The organism is Williamsia phyllosphaerae (genome assembly GCF_014635305.1).
In the GTDB taxonomy this organism is placed as follows: Bacteria; Actinomycetota; Actinomycetes; order Mycobacteriales; family Mycobacteriaceae; genus Williamsia_A; species Williamsia_A phyllosphaerae.
Map to the genome: position 1 here is coordinate 934,953 of NZ_BMCS01000002.1, position 13,953 is coordinate 948,905.

At 67.0% G+C, this 13,953-nt stretch carries 15 protein-coding genes; 8 read left to right on the forward strand and 7 right to left on the reverse strand.

From position 1 onward, the window contains the following. Positions 1 to 66: 66 nt before the first annotated feature. A complete protein-coding gene (locus tag IEV93_RS18310; RefSeq protein ID WP_229705297.1) occupies positions 67 to 2,139 on the forward strand; it encodes an LCP family protein in 2,073 nt (690 codons plus the stop codon). 101 nt (positions 2,140 to 2,240) lie between these two features. Further along, complete coding sequence (gene phoU, locus IEV93_RS18315) at positions 2,241 to 2,918, forward strand: phosphate signaling complex protein PhoU (RefSeq protein ID WP_188491478.1); 678 nt, start codon at positions 2,241 to 2,243, stop codon at positions 2,916 to 2,918. 80 nt (positions 2,919 to 2,998) lie between these two features. On the opposite strand, the gene pstB is transcribed toward phoU, so the two are convergent. From pstB to IEV93_RS18345, 6 genes are all read right to left on the reverse strand, one after another. Next, positions 2,999 to 3,775: a phosphate ABC transporter ATP-binding protein PstB gene (gene pstB, locus IEV93_RS18320; protein WP_188491480.1), complete on the reverse strand. Its 777-nt coding sequence runs from the start codon at positions 3,773 to 3,775 to the stop codon at positions 2,999 to 3,001. A 61-nt stretch (positions 3,776 to 3,836) separates the two neighbouring features. Next, positions 3,837 to 4,736, reverse strand: a complete 900-nt coding sequence (gene pstA / locus IEV93_RS18325; protein WP_188491482.1) for a phosphate ABC transporter permease PstA — start codon at positions 4,734 to 4,736, stop codon at positions 3,837 to 3,839. Beyond that, positions 4,733 to 5,764: a phosphate ABC transporter permease subunit PstC gene (gene pstC / locus IEV93_RS18330; RefSeq protein ID WP_188491484.1), complete on the reverse strand. Its 1,032-nt coding sequence runs from the start codon at positions 5,762 to 5,764 to the stop codon at positions 4,733 to 4,735. The genes pstA and pstC overlap by 4 nt, the downstream gene beginning before the upstream one ends. 161 nt (positions 5,765 to 5,925) lie before the next feature. Beyond that, a complete protein-coding gene (gene pstS / locus IEV93_RS18335) occupies positions 5,926 to 7,035 on the reverse strand; it encodes a phosphate ABC transporter substrate-binding protein PstS (protein WP_229705298.1) in 1,110 nt (369 codons plus the stop codon). 238 nt (positions 7,036 to 7,273) lie between these two features. Continuing rightward, positions 7,274 to 8,215: a mycothiol synthase gene (mshD, locus tag IEV93_RS18340; protein WP_188491486.1), complete on the reverse strand. Its 942-nt coding sequence runs from the start codon at positions 8,213 to 8,215 to the stop codon at positions 7,274 to 7,276. Then, complete coding sequence (locus IEV93_RS18345; protein WP_188491488.1) at positions 8,205 to 8,987, reverse strand: winged helix-turn-helix transcriptional regulator; 783 nt, start codon at positions 8,985 to 8,987, stop codon at positions 8,205 to 8,207. Before IEV93_RS18345 ends, mshD begins: the two co-directional genes overlap by 11 nt. 138 nt (positions 8,988 to 9,125) lie before the next feature. Between IEV93_RS18345 and IEV93_RS18350 the strand changes: the two genes are divergently transcribed. From IEV93_RS18350 to IEV93_RS18360, 3 genes are all read left to right on the forward strand, one after another. Beyond that, on the forward strand, positions 9,126 to 10,034 hold the full coding sequence (locus tag IEV93_RS18350) for an LmeA family phospholipid-binding protein (RefSeq protein ID WP_229705300.1): 909 nt from the start codon (positions 9,126 to 9,128) through the stop codon (positions 10,032 to 10,034). Between the two features lie 251 nt (positions 10,035 to 10,285). Then, the gene (locus IEV93_RS18355; RefSeq protein ID WP_188491492.1) at positions 10,286 to 11,119 is read left to right on the forward strand and encodes a sulfurtransferase; all 834 of its coding nucleotides are present in this window, start codon (positions 10,286 to 10,288) and stop codon (positions 11,117 to 11,119) included. 2 nt (positions 11,120 to 11,121) lie between these two features. After that, positions 11,122 to 11,430 carry a DUF1416 domain-containing protein gene (locus IEV93_RS18360; RefSeq protein WP_188491494.1) on the forward strand — a complete coding sequence of 103 codons (309 nt, stop codon included), beginning with the start codon at positions 11,122 to 11,124 and terminating at the stop codon, positions 11,428 to 11,430. A 70-nt stretch (positions 11,431 to 11,500) separates the two neighbouring features. Here IEV93_RS18360 and IEV93_RS18365 read toward each other — a convergent pair whose 3' ends face one another. Beyond that, the gene (locus tag IEV93_RS18365; protein WP_188491496.1) at positions 11,501 to 11,884 is read right to left on the reverse strand and encodes a nuclear transport factor 2 family protein; all 384 of its coding nucleotides are present in this window, start codon (positions 11,882 to 11,884) and stop codon (positions 11,501 to 11,503) included. Between the two features lie 69 nt (positions 11,885 to 11,953). Between IEV93_RS18365 and IEV93_RS18370 the strand changes: the two genes are divergently transcribed. From IEV93_RS18370 to IEV93_RS18380, 3 genes are all read left to right on the forward strand, one after another. Beyond that, positions 11,954 to 12,439 carry a MarR family winged helix-turn-helix transcriptional regulator gene (locus tag IEV93_RS18370; RefSeq protein ID WP_188491498.1) on the forward strand — a complete coding sequence of 162 codons (486 nt, stop codon included), beginning with the start codon at positions 11,954 to 11,956 and terminating at the stop codon, positions 12,437 to 12,439. A gap of 195 nt (positions 12,440 to 12,634) precedes the next feature. After that, positions 12,635 to 13,309 carry a heme-binding beta-barrel domain-containing protein gene (locus IEV93_RS18375; protein WP_188491500.1) on the forward strand — a complete coding sequence of 225 codons (675 nt, stop codon included), beginning with the start codon at positions 12,635 to 12,637 and terminating at the stop codon, positions 13,307 to 13,309. Positions 13,310 to 13,401: 92 nt separating this feature from the next. Next, on the forward strand, positions 13,402 to 13,950 hold the full coding sequence (locus IEV93_RS18380) for a DinB family protein (RefSeq protein WP_188491502.1): 549 nt from the start codon (positions 13,402 to 13,404) through the stop codon (positions 13,948 to 13,950). Positions 13,951 to 13,953: the final 3 nt, after the last annotated feature.

The window sequence follows — 13,953 nt, forward strand, 5'->3', positions numbered from 1 at the left end:
GCTCCCACTCGGTCATACCGCCTCCTGCCCGTACCATTGGCGAGACATTGACAGCGGAGGAGTTCGGTGAGCGACGACCACACTCCCGAATCCAAGGATTCGGGTGAACCTCCGCGTCCCCCCAGGGACAGCAACCGCCCGTCGGACGCGCGCCCGGACGGCTCCACGCCCGACAACATCCGCGACGACATACGACGCCGCCTCGACCGACCATCCGACGATGTCCTGCGGGAACCCGCCGGTCGCGTGGGGGTCCCGAGAGGACGCACCCAGCGTCTGACCGTCGCCGAGTTGCTCCGCCAGATGGAGCAGTCCGGACAGTCCTCGGCGGGCCGGCCCGCGGCCGGCTCCGCGGACTCGGGCGCCACACCGTCGGCGCCTGCGACACCTACCCCGCCCAGGTCACGGCCGTCCACCCCCCGTCCCGCCGACATCGACGACGACGCGACGCAGACGATCGCGCCGGTCCCGGCCGCTCCGGCGCCGTCGGACACCGACACCCGGGCGAGCGGTCACCGTCGCCGTCGCAACGCCGGCCCGGCCGTGCTGCCGCCCAGTGACGACCGGCTCGCCGAGGCCGCCAAACGCCAACACCGCCGCCACGCCGCGACCACTGCCGGTCGGGTCCTCGTCGCGGTGGGCTGCGTGCTGGCGCTCGTCGGCACCGGCACCGTGTGGGGTTACCTGCGTGCCACGAACGGCGAGTTCCGCACCATCGAGGCCGTCAACGCCAACGACAAGAACATCCGCAACAAGGACGCGCAGTACGGCGACCAGACCTATCTGATCGTCGGTACCGACACCCGCGTCGGCAAGAACGGCAAGGTCGGAGCGGGTACCACCGCCGACGCCGAGGGTGCCCGCTCGGACACCGTGATCCTGGTGAACATCCCGGCCAACCGCAGCCGCGTGGTCGCGGTGTCGTTCCCCCGAGACCTGCAGATCGACCGCCCGCAGTGCGCAGGCTGGGACAACAACACCGGCACCTACACGAGCGATGTGGTCCCCGCCGAGACCGGAGCGAAGCTCAACACCGCCTACGGCGACGGCGGCCCGAAGTGCGCCGTCGAGGTCATCCAGCAGCTGTCGGGTCTCAACATCAACCACTTCATCGCCATGGACTTCTTCGGCTTCGAGCAGGTCGTCAACAAGCTCGGTGGGGTGCAGGTGTGCTCCCCCACCCCGCTCTACGACTACGAACTCGGACAGATCCTGTCGAAGCCGGGTACGCAGAAGGTCACCGGAAAGCGTGCGCTGAACTATGTGCGTGCGCGCACCGTCGACACCGAGGGCAACGGTGACTACGGCCGCATCAAACGCCAGCAGCTGTTCCTGTCGTCGCTGCTCCGCGGAATGCTGTCGGGCCAGGTGCTGTCCAACCCGGTCAAGCTCAACGGCATCATCAACACGTTCATCAAGAACAGCTTCGTCGACCAGGTGAACACGCAGGACCTGATCAACCTCGGGCAGTCGCTGCAGGGTCTGCAGGCCGGTCGCGTCACCTTCCTCACGACGCCGACGTCGGGTACGACGACCGACGGGTCGAACAACGAGATCCCGCGCACCGAGGACATCAACGCGATCTTCGACGCGATCATCAACGACGAGCAGCTGCCCGGCGAGCAGAAGGCCGCCGCTCCCAAGTCGTCCTCGCCGTCGTCGTCCTCCAGCTCGAGCAGTGCGACCGCACCCACGTCCACCACTCCCGAGGCCCCGACGCAGGCGACCGCATCGGCTGCGTCCCCGGGCAATGTCGGGGTGCGGGTGCTTAACGGCACCGGAACCCCCGGCCTCGCATCGCGGGTGTCCGACAGCCTGTCGCAACTCGGCTTCGACGTCCGCGGTGTCGCCGACGCGTCAGAGAACCAGACCGCCACGGTCGTGCGCTACGGACCGGGTCAGCAGGCCGCCGCGGCGACCGTCGCGTCAATGATCACCGGAGCGGTCATCCAGCCCGACCGCACGGTCAAGTCCGGCGTCGAGGTGCTCCTCGGCAGCGACTACCCGGGCGAGTTGCGGCCGGTTCCCGACGCGGGAACGCGGCTGACGGTGACCGAGAATCCCCAGTCGTCCGAGGCGATCGACCTGCCCAGCGACCTCAGCGTCACCAACGGGGCGGACACCTCCTGTAGCGGCTGATCGGGCTGCGGATGGGTCGGATCGCAGGTATCCGCACCCCGTTCACCACGCGTTCACCGGGATAGAACCGTTCGCTTCGCCGTCACCAGTACCCTTGGCACATGCGTACCGCGTACCACGAGCAGATGGCTGACCTGAACCGCATCCTGGGACACATGTCCCAGCTTGCCGGTGTCGCCATGGAGCGCTCCACACAGGCACTTCTCCAGGCCGACCTCGCCGTAGCCGAGGGCGTCATATCCGATCACGAGCAGATCGTCCGTCTCTCGGCGCAGGCCGAGGAGCAGGCATTCGCCCTTCTCGCGTTGCAGGCACCGGTCGCCGGCGACCTCCGCGCGATCGTCAGCGGCTTCCAGATCGTCGCCGACGTCGACCGGATGGGTGCGCTCGCGCTGCACGTCTCCAAGGTCGCCCGTCGCCGGCACCCGGCCAAGGCGCTGCCCGAGGAGGTCAACGGCTACTTCGCCGAGATGGGTCGTCTCGCCGTGGCACTGGCGATGAACGCCCGCGAGGTTCTCAACAGCCAGGACCCGTCCGACGCCCTCCGACTGCAGGCCGACGACGACGCGATGGACGACCTGCACCGGCACCTGTTCACCGTCCTGATGGACCGTGAGTGGCGCCACGGCGTCGCCGCGGCCGTCGACGTCACACTGTTGGGCCGGTACTACGAGCGCTTCGCCGACCACGCCGTCCTCATCGGTCGGCGCGTGGTGTTCCAGTCCACCGGCAAGACCCCCGAGCAGTTCCTCGAGGGGCAGCAGCAGGCCCAGGCCTGATCTGCCCGCCAGGGCCTCACACGAACGAACACAAAGCCCCGGTCCTCCTGGAGGACCGGGGCTTTGTGTTCGTTGCGGGTCTAGCCGAAGCGGCCGGAGATGTAGTCTTCCGTGGCGCGCTGCTCGGGGTTGGAGAACATCGTCTCGGTGTCGTTGACCTCGATGAGCTGGCCCGGCTTGCCCGTAGCGGCAAGGTTGAAGAACGCCGTCTGGTCACTCACGCGTGCAGCCTGCTGCATGTTGTGGGTGACGATGACGATCGTGTAGTCCTTCTTGAGCTCGGTGATCAGGTCCTCGATGGCCAGGGTCGAGATCGGATCGAGCGCCGAACACGGCTCGTCCATGAGCAGGACCTCGGGTGAGACCGCGATCGCGCGGGCGATGCACAGCCGCTGCTGCTGTCCACCGGACAGGCCGCCACCGGGCTTGCCCAGACGGTCCTTGACCTCTTCCCAGAGGTTCGCGCCACGCAGGCTGCGCTCGGCGACCTCGTCGAGCTCCTTCTTGTTGCGCAGCCCCTGCAGCTTCAGGCCGGCCACGACGTTGTCGCGGATCGACATGGTGGGGAACGGGTTCGGGCGCTGGAACACCATGCCGATGGTGGAGCGGACGCTCACCGGGTCGACGGCGCGGCCGTAGATGTCCTCACCGTCGAGCAGCACCTTGCCCTCCACACGGGCACCGGGGGTGACCTCGTGCATGCGGTTCAGCGTGCGCAGGACCGTCGACTTGCCGCAGCCCGACGGGCCGATGAAGGCGGTGATGGAGCGCGGCGGGACATCAAGGCTGACGTCCTTCACGGCGTGGAACGCGCTGTAGTAGATGTTCAGGTCTTTGAGGTCGAGACGCTTTGCCATGGTGTCGCTTTCGTTCGAGTCGTTCGAATGTCTGTGGGGCCGATAGGCCGTCGGAGAGGCGTCAGGCCTTCTTGGGGGCGAACAGGCGGGACACGAGCTTGGCGCCGAAGTAGATCACCGCGACGATGAGCACGAGGGTCAACGCCGCGCCCCAGACCTTGTCGAGAGCGTCGGGACCGTTGTTGTACTGCTGCACCATCATCAGGGGGAGCGACTGCTGGTTGCCCTCGAACGGGTTGTTGTTGACCGCTCGGGTGGAGCCCACCAGGATCAACACCGGCGCGGACTCACCCATGACTCTCGCAACCGAGAGCATCACACCCGTCACGATTCCCGAGAGCGCCGTCGGCAGGACGATGCTGACGATGGTGCGCCACTTGGGCACACCCAGCGCGTAGGACGCCTCGCGCAGATCCTGCGGGACGATCTTGAGCATCTCCTCCGTGGAGCGCACCACGATCGGGATCATCAGCAACACCAGGGCCAGCGCCACGACGAAACCGGAACGCGGCAGGCCGAGGGTGGTGCGCCACACGGCGTAGATGAACAGCGCGGCGACGATCGACGGGACACCGGAGAGGATGTCGACCATGAAGGTGGTGAATCGCGCCAGCAGCGACTTGTTGCCGTATTCGACGAGGTAGATGGCGACGAAGATGCCCACCGGGATCGAGATGACCGCCGCGAGCAGCGTCTGCTGGAGGGTGCCGACGATCGCGTTGAACGCGCCGCCGTGCAGCTCGTCGAACTGCCACCAGTCGGCGGACAGGATCGGGCTGATGCCCCGGACGACGAGGGTGACGAGCAACCAGACCAGCGGCGCGAGCGCGATCAGCAGCGCCGCCGAGACGAGCACGAGGGCGGTCCGGTCGGTGACCTTACGTCGGCCGTTGACCTTGGTGAAGCCGGATGCGTCCCGCTTCACCGGGCCCAGGCTGGGGCTCTCGAGGGTGGCAGTCATGACTTCGCCTTTCCGGCGACGACCGAGCGGGCCGCGGCATTGACGATGAAGGTCAGTACGAACAGGGTCAGGCCGGCGGAGATGTAGGCGCCGGTCTTGATCGGCGAGTCGAACTCGGCGGCGTTGTTGGCGATCTTGGTCGCGAACGTCTCACCGCTCTCCATCAGGTTGAAGTCCAGCGGACCCGCAGTGGAAATGATGAGCAGCAGCGCCATCGTCTCGCCGAGGGCGCGGCCCAGGCCGAGCATCGAGCCGCTGATGTAGCCGGAGAAACCGAAGGGCAGCACCGAGACCCGGACGACCTCCCACTTGGTCGCGCCGAGGGCGAGTGCGGCCTCGCGCTGCGCGGTGGGGGTCTGCACGAAGACCTCGCGGGTGACCGCGGTGATGATCGGCAGGATCATTACGGCGAGGACGATTCCCGCGGTGAGCAGGGTGCCACCAGTGGAGAGGTTGGCGATCTGCGTCGGTTCCTGGAAGAACGGCAGGAACGAGAGGTTGTCGACCAGCCACTGGTCCAGGGGCACGAGCGCCGGCCCGAGAACCAGGATGCCCCAGAGGCCGTAGACGATCGAGGGCACTGCGGCGAGCAGATCGACCAGGTAGGTGATCGGTCCGATGAGGCGCCTCGGCGCGTACTGGGTGAGGAAGATCGAGATCCCGAGCGCGATGGGCATGGCGAGGACCAGCGCGATCACCGACACGACCAGTGTCGCGTAGAAGAGGTTGGCGATACCGAACTGGAGTTCGTCACCCGAGGTGACCCAGTCACCGGTGTAGGTGAAGAAGTTCTCGGAGTTCTTCAGCAGCGCCGGAACGGCCTGGATGACCAGGAAGATCGCGATCAACGCGATCAGGACCGAGATGACGATGCCCGAGCCGACCGACAGGGTCCGGAAGATGCGGTCGCCGAGTCGGATGACCGACCCCTTGCCCGCGGCGTCGGGCTTGTCGGCGCTGTCCCCGGTCGGGGCGGGGCCGGGTGCGACGCCGGCCATCGGGTCCGGGCCGCTGATCGATGACGTCATGGATCCTTCTGAGTCAGCCGTCTGGCCGGCGCGCAAGTTGCCACCGTGCACTTCGGTCATGAGCAATGTCCCCCAAGTCTCTCAACTGCGTCCGCGGGGCCGCAATGTGTGCGGCCCCGCGGGCGTCAGATGTCGTTCTCGATCTGGCCCGGAAGTCCGGGTCAGCTCAGTGCGTCGACGGTTCCCTGCAGGGTCGTCTTGTAGCTCTCCGGCAGGGCGACGTAGCCCTCGTCGGCCAGGCCTTCCTGGCCGCTGTTCAGGATGGTCGTGAAGGCGGACTTCAGGACCGCGCCCTTGTTGCCGGTGTAGCCCTTGGAGCACACGATCTCGTAGGTCGTGAGCAGCAGCGGGTACGCGCCGGCGGTGTTGGTGGCGAAGAGCTTGTCGGTGTCGACCTGCAGATCCTTCGAGCCGGGGGTCTTGAACGACACGTTCTCCAGCGCCTTGCCCGCGGTCTCCGAGGTCAGCTCGGTTGCGCCCGAACCGAAGTCGACCTTCGACAGGCTGAGCTTGTTCTGCTCGGCGAAGCCCCACTCGACGTAGGTGATCGAGCCGGGGGTCTTCTTCACGGTGTCACCGACGCCGGTCGACTTCGAGGCGGCCGAGCCACCCTGGCCCTTGAACGCCTTGTCGTGCTCGTACGGCCAGTCCGCCTTGGCGGTGTCCTGCAGGAAGCGCTGGAAGTTGTCGGTGGTGCCCGAGCTGTCGCTGCGGTGGACCGGGACGATCTTCTCCGACGGCAGGGTCTTGCCCTGGTTCAGCGCAGCGATGGCCGGGTCGTTCCAGGTGGTGATCTTCGAGTCGAAGATCTTGGCGAGAACGCTGGGGTTGAGGACCAGGTCGTCGACGCCGTCGAGGTTGTAGGCGATGGCGACCGGGCCCGCGACGAGCGGGATGTGCCATGCGTCGTTGCCCGCGCAGCGGGTCTTGGCGGTGGCGGCCTCGTCGGTCTTGAGCGCCGAGTCCGAGCCGGCGAAGTCGACGTCGCTGCTCAGGAACTTCTTGACGCCGTCGCCCGAGCCGCTACCGGTGTAGTTGAGGACGATGCCACCGTTGCTGGCGAGAACGTCCTGGAACTTCTCCACGGCCTTCTGCTGGGCGGTGGAACCCTCGCCGCTGACGGCCTGGCCGCTGAAGCTGTTGTCGCTGCTGGCGTCGCCGGAATCGCTTCCGCCACCGCCGCTGCAGGCCGACAAGGTGAGTGCGGCCGCGACCACGATGCTCGCGGCGACTCCGCCGCTGCGGGCAGCCGAGCTCAGGTTGAGTTTCACGCCAAGGTCCTCCGTTGTGTGCTGGTGCTTGCTCTTGGAGTGAAAGTTAGGGCGCGGTGGTGGACGGACCGCCGACTGAAGGTGAACGAGCGGTGAATAGATCGGCGATCAACGTGGTCGGTCGGCCAACACCCGGCACACACCATTGGTCCAGGTGAGGACCGTTTACAGAGGCAACGAAATCGGGTGAGCAAGGACACACCCGCGGCCGACCGGGAACGCGCGGGTTCCCGGTCTCTCAGCCGTAGGCGACGTCGATGGAGTGCTGTGTGAAGCCGAGCCGCGCGTAGGTGTGCAGCGCGGCGGCGTTGTCGCCCTCGACGTACAACTCGACCTCACCGAGGCCGGTGTCCTCGAGGTACCGGATACCCGCGAGGGTCAGGATCCGCCCGAGGCCGCGACCCTGCGTGCCGGTGTCGACGCCGACGATGTAGACCTCGCCCAGTGCCGGCTCGTCGTCCCCATCCGGGTTCGTCACCGCGGGGTGCACCTTCGTCCAGTGGAAGCCCAGCAGTGTTTTCGGGTCGGTGCGGTCGAAGACCAGGAACAAGCCCTCGGGGTCGAACCAGTCTGACCCCGTTCGCGCGGTGATCTCGTCTTTTCCCCAGCCACCCTGCTCGGGATGCCAGTCGAACGCGGCGTTGTTCACTCGGAGGATCTCGGCGTCGTCGCCACTGCCCTCGTATGTCCGCAACACCAGGTCGTCGGGGATGTCCAACGGCGGCAACGGGTTGTCGGGATCGCCGAGGGGACGGCGCAGTGAGAGGAGCTCGCGCAGGGCGATGAGGTCCAGCGTCGCGGCCAGCGCCTTCGCGCCGGGCAGGTCGCCGTGCGCCCAGATGCGCGCGGGGTCGGGGGCGGTGTCGAACGCGGATCGGACGAGCGCGAGGCCGTGGCCGCGGCGTCGGTGATCGGGATCGACGGCCGCCTCGATCATCGGTGGCTCGTCGTCGCGCCCCGGGGTGATGTTGGCGTAGCCGGCCAGCGAGCCGTCGTCGGGCGAGCGCCGCACGAGATGGGTGACACCGCCGGAATCGATTGCCGCGCGGGCCTGTTCGGACAAACCGTCCACGCCGTCGATTCTGGCGACACGGGCGACGAGATCACGGGCCGCCGATGCGGTCGAGGGATCGAGGTCGTCGAGAATCTCGACGTCCGACCCGGCGGACTCAGTTGCCATTGCTGATCGGGCTCAGGACGGTGTCGTCGAAATCGGTGTCGGTCGACTCGTCGTCGGGGTCCGGCTCGTCCGGGGTCGGGCCCTCGGGGGACTCGCCGCGACCGCGGCTCGGGCGGACCGCCTTGTAACCGACGTTGCGGACGGTGCCGATGAGCGCCTCGTGCTCGGGGCCCAGCTTCGCGCGCAGGCGTCGGACGTGGACGTCGACCGTGCGGGTGCCACCGAAGAAGTCGTACCCCCACACCTCCTGCAGCAGCTGTGCGCGGGTGAAGACCCGACCGGCGTTCTGCGCCAGGTACTTCAGGAGCTCGAACTCCTTGTAGGTGAGGTCGAGGGGACGACCACGCAACCGCGCGGTGTAAGTGCCCTCGTCGATGACCAGGTCACCCAGGGAGACCTTGCCGCTCGACTCCTCGGCGGCCACTCCCCTGGTGCGCACCACCAGCAGACGCAGACGGGTGTCGAGTTCGGCCGGGCCGGTGTTCGGCAGCAGGAACTCGTCGAGCCCCCACTCCGCGTTGACCGCGACCAACCCGCCCTCGGTGAGGACGGCGACCACCGGCACCGACGACCCGGTGCTGCCGAGCAGCCGGCACAGGCCACGGGCGGCGGCCAGATCGGTCCGGGCATCGACGATAGCCACATCGGCGTTGCCCGCCTCCATGAGCGAAGACACCTCGGTGGGAACGACGCGAACTGTGTGAGCCAGCAGTGACAACGACGGCAAGACGGACTCAGGGGTGGGATCGGCTGTCAGTAACAAGAGATCCACAAACCACTCCGATCTCAGTTGATCGCCATATGTACTCAGATTTACCAACGTGTGTGAGACAGGTGTCAGAATAACCGCAATATCGCTCCAGCCTGTTACCAGCCGTTGATGCGGCACTGTCGAACGGAGGGTTTTCGAGTGCGCAGAACCCTCACGCTCCTCGCCCTGGGGCTTGTCGTCGTGGTCGTCGCGCTACTCGGAATCGACACCGGGTTCGCGATCAATGCCGAGCGCAGCTTCGCGCGCGCATTCGTGCACCCGACGAATGGCAATCGCGGGCTCCCCTTCGAACCCGAGGTCACGATCTCGGGCTTCCCCGCATTCCGCTCGGTGTCCGACGGTCGATACTCGTCCATCGGCATCACGGCGCGTGCCGTGCCCGTTTACCGCGGCGGCACCTGCACCGTCGGGGACCCTTGCCATGCCGATCTGCGTACTCGACTCCGCGACGTTCGCGTCGACAGGGCGTCGATCACGAACCCGTTCCCCCAGGGCGCCGTGTTCATGGAGGTCGGATCCGCCACGGCGTCGACGACGCTCGACTCCGTCGCGATGGGGCGCCTGCTCGAGATCGACGACCTCACGGTGAACACGCCCGCTCCCGAGGGCAGAGCAGGCGGTGGCGGTCCCCAGGACGGATTGCTCAGCCGGACATCGGGCGTGCTGCTCACGGGCAGCGTGTCGCCCAGGCCCGGACGACCCGACGTGAAGGTGAGCGTGACCGTCGATCTCTCGGCGGTCGGGGGTGCGCTCCGCCTCGTTGCCACCGACTTCTACGACGGACCCGAGGAGCACTCCGAGACGACGGTCGCCGAGGCGGACAGGCGAGCCGTGCTCGACCGGTTCTCCGCGACCATCGCCGACCTCCCGATGGCGTGGGGCGCGACGGCAACGTCCGCCCGGAGCAGCGGCAGCGACATCATGATCGAGGGCACACCGCGAACCCAGACCTGGGACCCCGGACTCTTCCTGACCGCGCAGGACACCGAGATCTACATGATGTACACCTGCCTCTCCGATGGCCAGCTGCACCGACCACCATGCTGAGCCGCCGGTCAGATGCCCGCGCGGCCTTTGTTACCCTCGACCCCATGCTGACGCGCCGTGAGCTCTTGCTCACCCGCCGCCGGGCGATCGACTTCTGTCGTTTCGCCACCTGCTGCTGTCGCTAGTCGGGTCTCTCGCGGTATCACCGCCACCCGGCCACATCCGTTCCATCCGCGGCGTATCTCGCTGCGCGCATCCCACCGAACAATTCTTCGGGCAAACATCACGTACGTCCCTACGAAAGGAACACCATGGCTCGCTCCGATGTCCTGGTCAGCGCCGACTGGGCTGAGCAGAACCTGAACACCGACAAGGTCGTGCTCGTCGAGGTCGACGAGGACACCACCGCCTACGACGGCGGCCACATCGCCGGCGCGATCAAGCTCGACTGGAAGGCCGACCTGCAGGACCAGGTCCGTCGCGACTTCCTCAACCAGGAGCAGTTCTCCGATCTTCTGTCGGCACGCGGCGTCGCCAACGACGACACCGTGATCCTCTACGGCGGCAACAACAACTGGTTCGCCGCGTACGCCTACTGGTACTTCAAGCTGTACGGCCACAAGGACGTCCGCCTGCTCGACGGTGGACGCAAGAAGTGGGAGCTCGACGGCCGCCCGCTGTCGACCGACGCCGTGTCGCGCCAGGCCACCTCGTACAAGGCGGAGGCCCCCGACCTGTCGATCCGCGCGTTCCGCGACGAGGTCATCGACGCCATCGGTACCAAGAACCTGCTCGACATCCGTTCGCCCGACGAGTACTCGGGCAAGATCCTGGCGCCTGCGCACCTCCCGCAGGAGCAGAGCCAGCGTCCCGGCCACATCCCCGGCGCGGTCAACGTGCCGTGGAGCAAGGCCGCGAACGAGGACGGCACCTTCAAGTCCGACGAAGAGCTCAAGGAGCTCTACGACGGTGTCGGTATCGACCCCGCCAAGGGCACCATCGCCTACTGCCGCATCGGCGAGCGCTCGTCGCACAGCTGGTTCGCACTGACCCAGCTGCTCGGCTACGACAACGTCAAGAACTACGACGGCAGCTGGACCGAATACGGCTCTCTGGTCGGCGCCCCCATCGAGCTCGGAGAATAGACATGTGTGCAGCACCGAAACAGGGGCAGAAACTGCCCGCCGGAGTCGACGTCGAGAAGGAGACCGTCCTGACCGGTCAGGTTCTCGACGCTGACGGATCGCCCGTGGCGGGCGCGTTCGTCCGCCTGCTCGACGGGACCCGCGAGTTCACCGCCGAGGTCGTCGCGAGCGGAACCGGCGACTTCCGGTTCTTCGCGGCGCCCGGCACGTGGACCATCCGCGCGCTCTCGTCGCGGGGCAACGGTGAGACCACCGTGACCCCGGACGGAACCGGCGTGTTCGAACACGACGTGACGGTCGCCCCGGCCTGACCCACGTCATCTCGACAACGAGTCGCCCTCATCGCATCGCGGTGGGGGCGACTCGTTTCTTCGTGTGTGACTACCGCGGGTCGACGAATGTGTAGAGCGCGGTGAACCTGCCCGCCCGGACGTGTGCGACGTCCATCCCGCTCACCACCGCGGGCGCGCCCGCAGGCCCCAGCGCCCAGGAGATCCTGCCGAGGTCGTCGATGACGGCGGGCTCGACGCTGACGGTGAACGTCAGCCCCGGTGCGTCGAGCTGCAGCGTTCGGATCTTCGCGTCGATCGCGTCGTGCCCGGACACCGATCCCTCGGCGTCGTAGAAGTCCGCGTCGGGGTCGTAGAGAGCCTCGATCAGCTCGCGCCGGGCGGAGTCGTCAGTGGTGTTGAACACCTCGAGGACGTTGCGGCGCATGACATCTGCGATTGCATCGGACGGATTCGCGCTGGTGGGATTCGTCACGGGAACCTCTATGGTGATGATCGGAGGGCGATCGTCGCCCGGATGATCGGTGACCCGAAAGTACATGACATGTCACGTAAAGGCCAGCCGCGGGGCACCCCGTGGCTGACGCCTGCGCAGCAGCAGACGTGGCGCTCGTACATGGGGCTCTCATTGCAGATGACCTACGAGATGAACCGCCAGCTCTCCGAGGACGCCGATCTCTCCCTCGCCGACTACTCGGTGCTCGTCGCCCTGGCCGACAGCGAGGACGGACGACGCGGGCTCACCGAACTAGCGACCGAGATCGGATGGGAACGCAGTCGGCTGTCGCATCACCTGAAGCGGATGTGCAGCCGCGGGCTGACCGAGCGACATCCGTCGCGAACCGACGGTCGGGCCACCGATGCGACTCTGACGTCGGCCGGCCGCGTCGCCCTGGAGTCCGCGTCCGCCGGTCACGTGGACCTGGTGCAGCGCCTGTTCTTCGCGCCCCTCGACGAGACGGACGTCGTGTCACTCGGCGAGGTTCTCGACCGGCTGCGGACACACGTGCGCGACGCGGGCACCCTGTGACCCCTCGATGAGTACCGGCGTGACGCGGTCTCGACGTTTCGTCGTAGAATCGGGGACGTGGTCATCTTCTTCGAAGTCCTGCTGGTCATTGCGACGCTCGCGATCGTCTGGTTCGGCCTGTACACGCTGTACCGGTTGATCAACGACGAGTCGTGATCCGCACCCCCGCTGCGCTCACACCCCACGGGGACACACATGCCGACCGATGACGAGTCCGGCGCGGAACCGACGCCGCCCGTCATCGCGGGCAATGACGCGATCGCGGCCGCCGAGGAGCGCGCCGCGCACACCGCCGACGCCAACATCCCGAATCTCGCCGGGCTCCCGTTGCCCGACGACACCGCCAACCTACGCCAGGGCCCGGATCTGCATCCGGGTCTCCTCGGCCTTCTGCCCCTGGTCGGTGTCTGGCGCGGTCTGGGCGAGGGTAACGACCCGGCTTCGGGCGCCTACCACTTCGGGCAGCAGATCGTCATCAGTCACGACGGACAGAACTACCTGAGCTGGGAGTCGCGCTCCTGGGTGATCGACGACGACGCCCAGTACGTCGGCCCCAGCCTGCGCGAGTCGGGATTCTGGCGGATCAGCGGTCCCGACAGCGACGAGACGATCGAGTTCCTCCTGACGCACGCCGAGGGGTGGATCGAGCTGTTCTACGGCTCGCCGTTGAACCAGACGTCCTGGGAACTCGTGACCGATGTGGTGATCACGTCGGCGTCCGGCACGGCCGACGGTCGTCAGATCGGTGGCGCCAAGCGTCTTTACGGTCTCGTGGAGGACGGTGACCTCGCCTACGTGGAAGAACGTGTCGACGCCGACGGCGACCTCGTCCCCCGCCTCTCCGCCAAGTTGCAACGTCACATCGGCTGACGTCCCGTCAGTGAAGTAGCACTACTGAGGTGTGTCGGATACTGGACTAAGGGTTGATGCGCGCAATGCCCTGTTGGTGAGAAGCTGACAGGATGATGATTGCGAGCGCGAATGTGCCGGGCGAACGCGAGACGCTGATCGAGATCTACGGAGATCAGCGCAAGGCACTCCTCGTCACTCTCGATGGACTCTCCGAGGACGACGCGCGCAAGGCATCCACCGTCAGCGAGCTGACCCTCGGCGGTCTCGTGAAGCACCTGACAAATGTCGAGAAGTACTGGATCACCACGATCGCCGAGGCCGATCCCGACGCCGAGTTCGACGTGGCCGGCGCCGAGAACGCCTACACGCTGATCGACGGCGAGACGTTCGCGGACTGGCTGGCCGAGTACCGCGATCAGGCGCAGCGCACCGACGAGTTCATCGCGACCGTGCCCGACCTGGACCTGTTGATCCCCGTCCCGACGGCGCCGTGGGCGCCGGTCCGCCAGCACCACACGGTGCGGCGCATCCTGCTGCACCTCTTCCGCGAGACCGCGCAGCACAGCGGTCATGCCGACCTGATCCGTGAGGCGATCGACGGACAGAGCACCACCATGACGATGGCGTCGGACGCCAACCGGAGCTCCGACCGGGCCTGACCG

Bases quoted from the DNA above. Each gene is read 5' to 3' on its own strand.
- phoU (WP_188491478.1), top strand. From the start codon at position 2,241: ATGCGTACCGCGTACCACGAGCAGATGGCTGACCTGAACCGCATCCTG.
- pstB (WP_188491480.1), bottom strand. From the start codon at position 3,775: ATGGCAAAGCGTCTCGACCTCAAAGACCTGAACATCTACTACAGCGCG.
- pstA (WP_188491482.1), bottom strand. From the start codon at position 4,736: ATGACTGCCACCCTCGAGAGCCCCAGCCTGGGCCCGGTGAAGCGGGAC.
- pstC (WP_188491484.1), bottom strand. From the start codon at position 5,764: ATGACGTCATCGATCAGCGGCCCGGACCCGATGGCCGGCGTCGCACCC.
- mshD (WP_188491486.1), bottom strand. From the start codon at position 8,215: ATGGCAACTGAGTCCGCCGGGTCGGACGTCGAGATTCTCGACGACCTC.
- IEV93_RS18355 (WP_188491492.1), top strand. From the start codon at position 10,286: ATGGCTCGCTCCGATGTCCTGGTCAGCGCCGACTGGGCTGAGCAGAAC.
- IEV93_RS18360 (WP_188491494.1), top strand. From the start codon at position 11,122: ATGTGTGCAGCACCGAAACAGGGGCAGAAACTGCCCGCCGGAGTCGAC.
- IEV93_RS18370 (WP_188491498.1), top strand. From the start codon at position 11,954: ATGTCACGTAAAGGCCAGCCGCGGGGCACCCCGTGGCTGACGCCTGCG.
- IEV93_RS18375 (WP_188491500.1), top strand. From the start codon at position 12,635: ATGCCGACCGATGACGAGTCCGGCGCGGAACCGACGCCGCCCGTCATC.
- IEV93_RS18380 (WP_188491502.1), top strand. From the start codon at position 13,402: ATGATGATTGCGAGCGCGAATGTGCCGGGCGAACGCGAGACGCTGATC.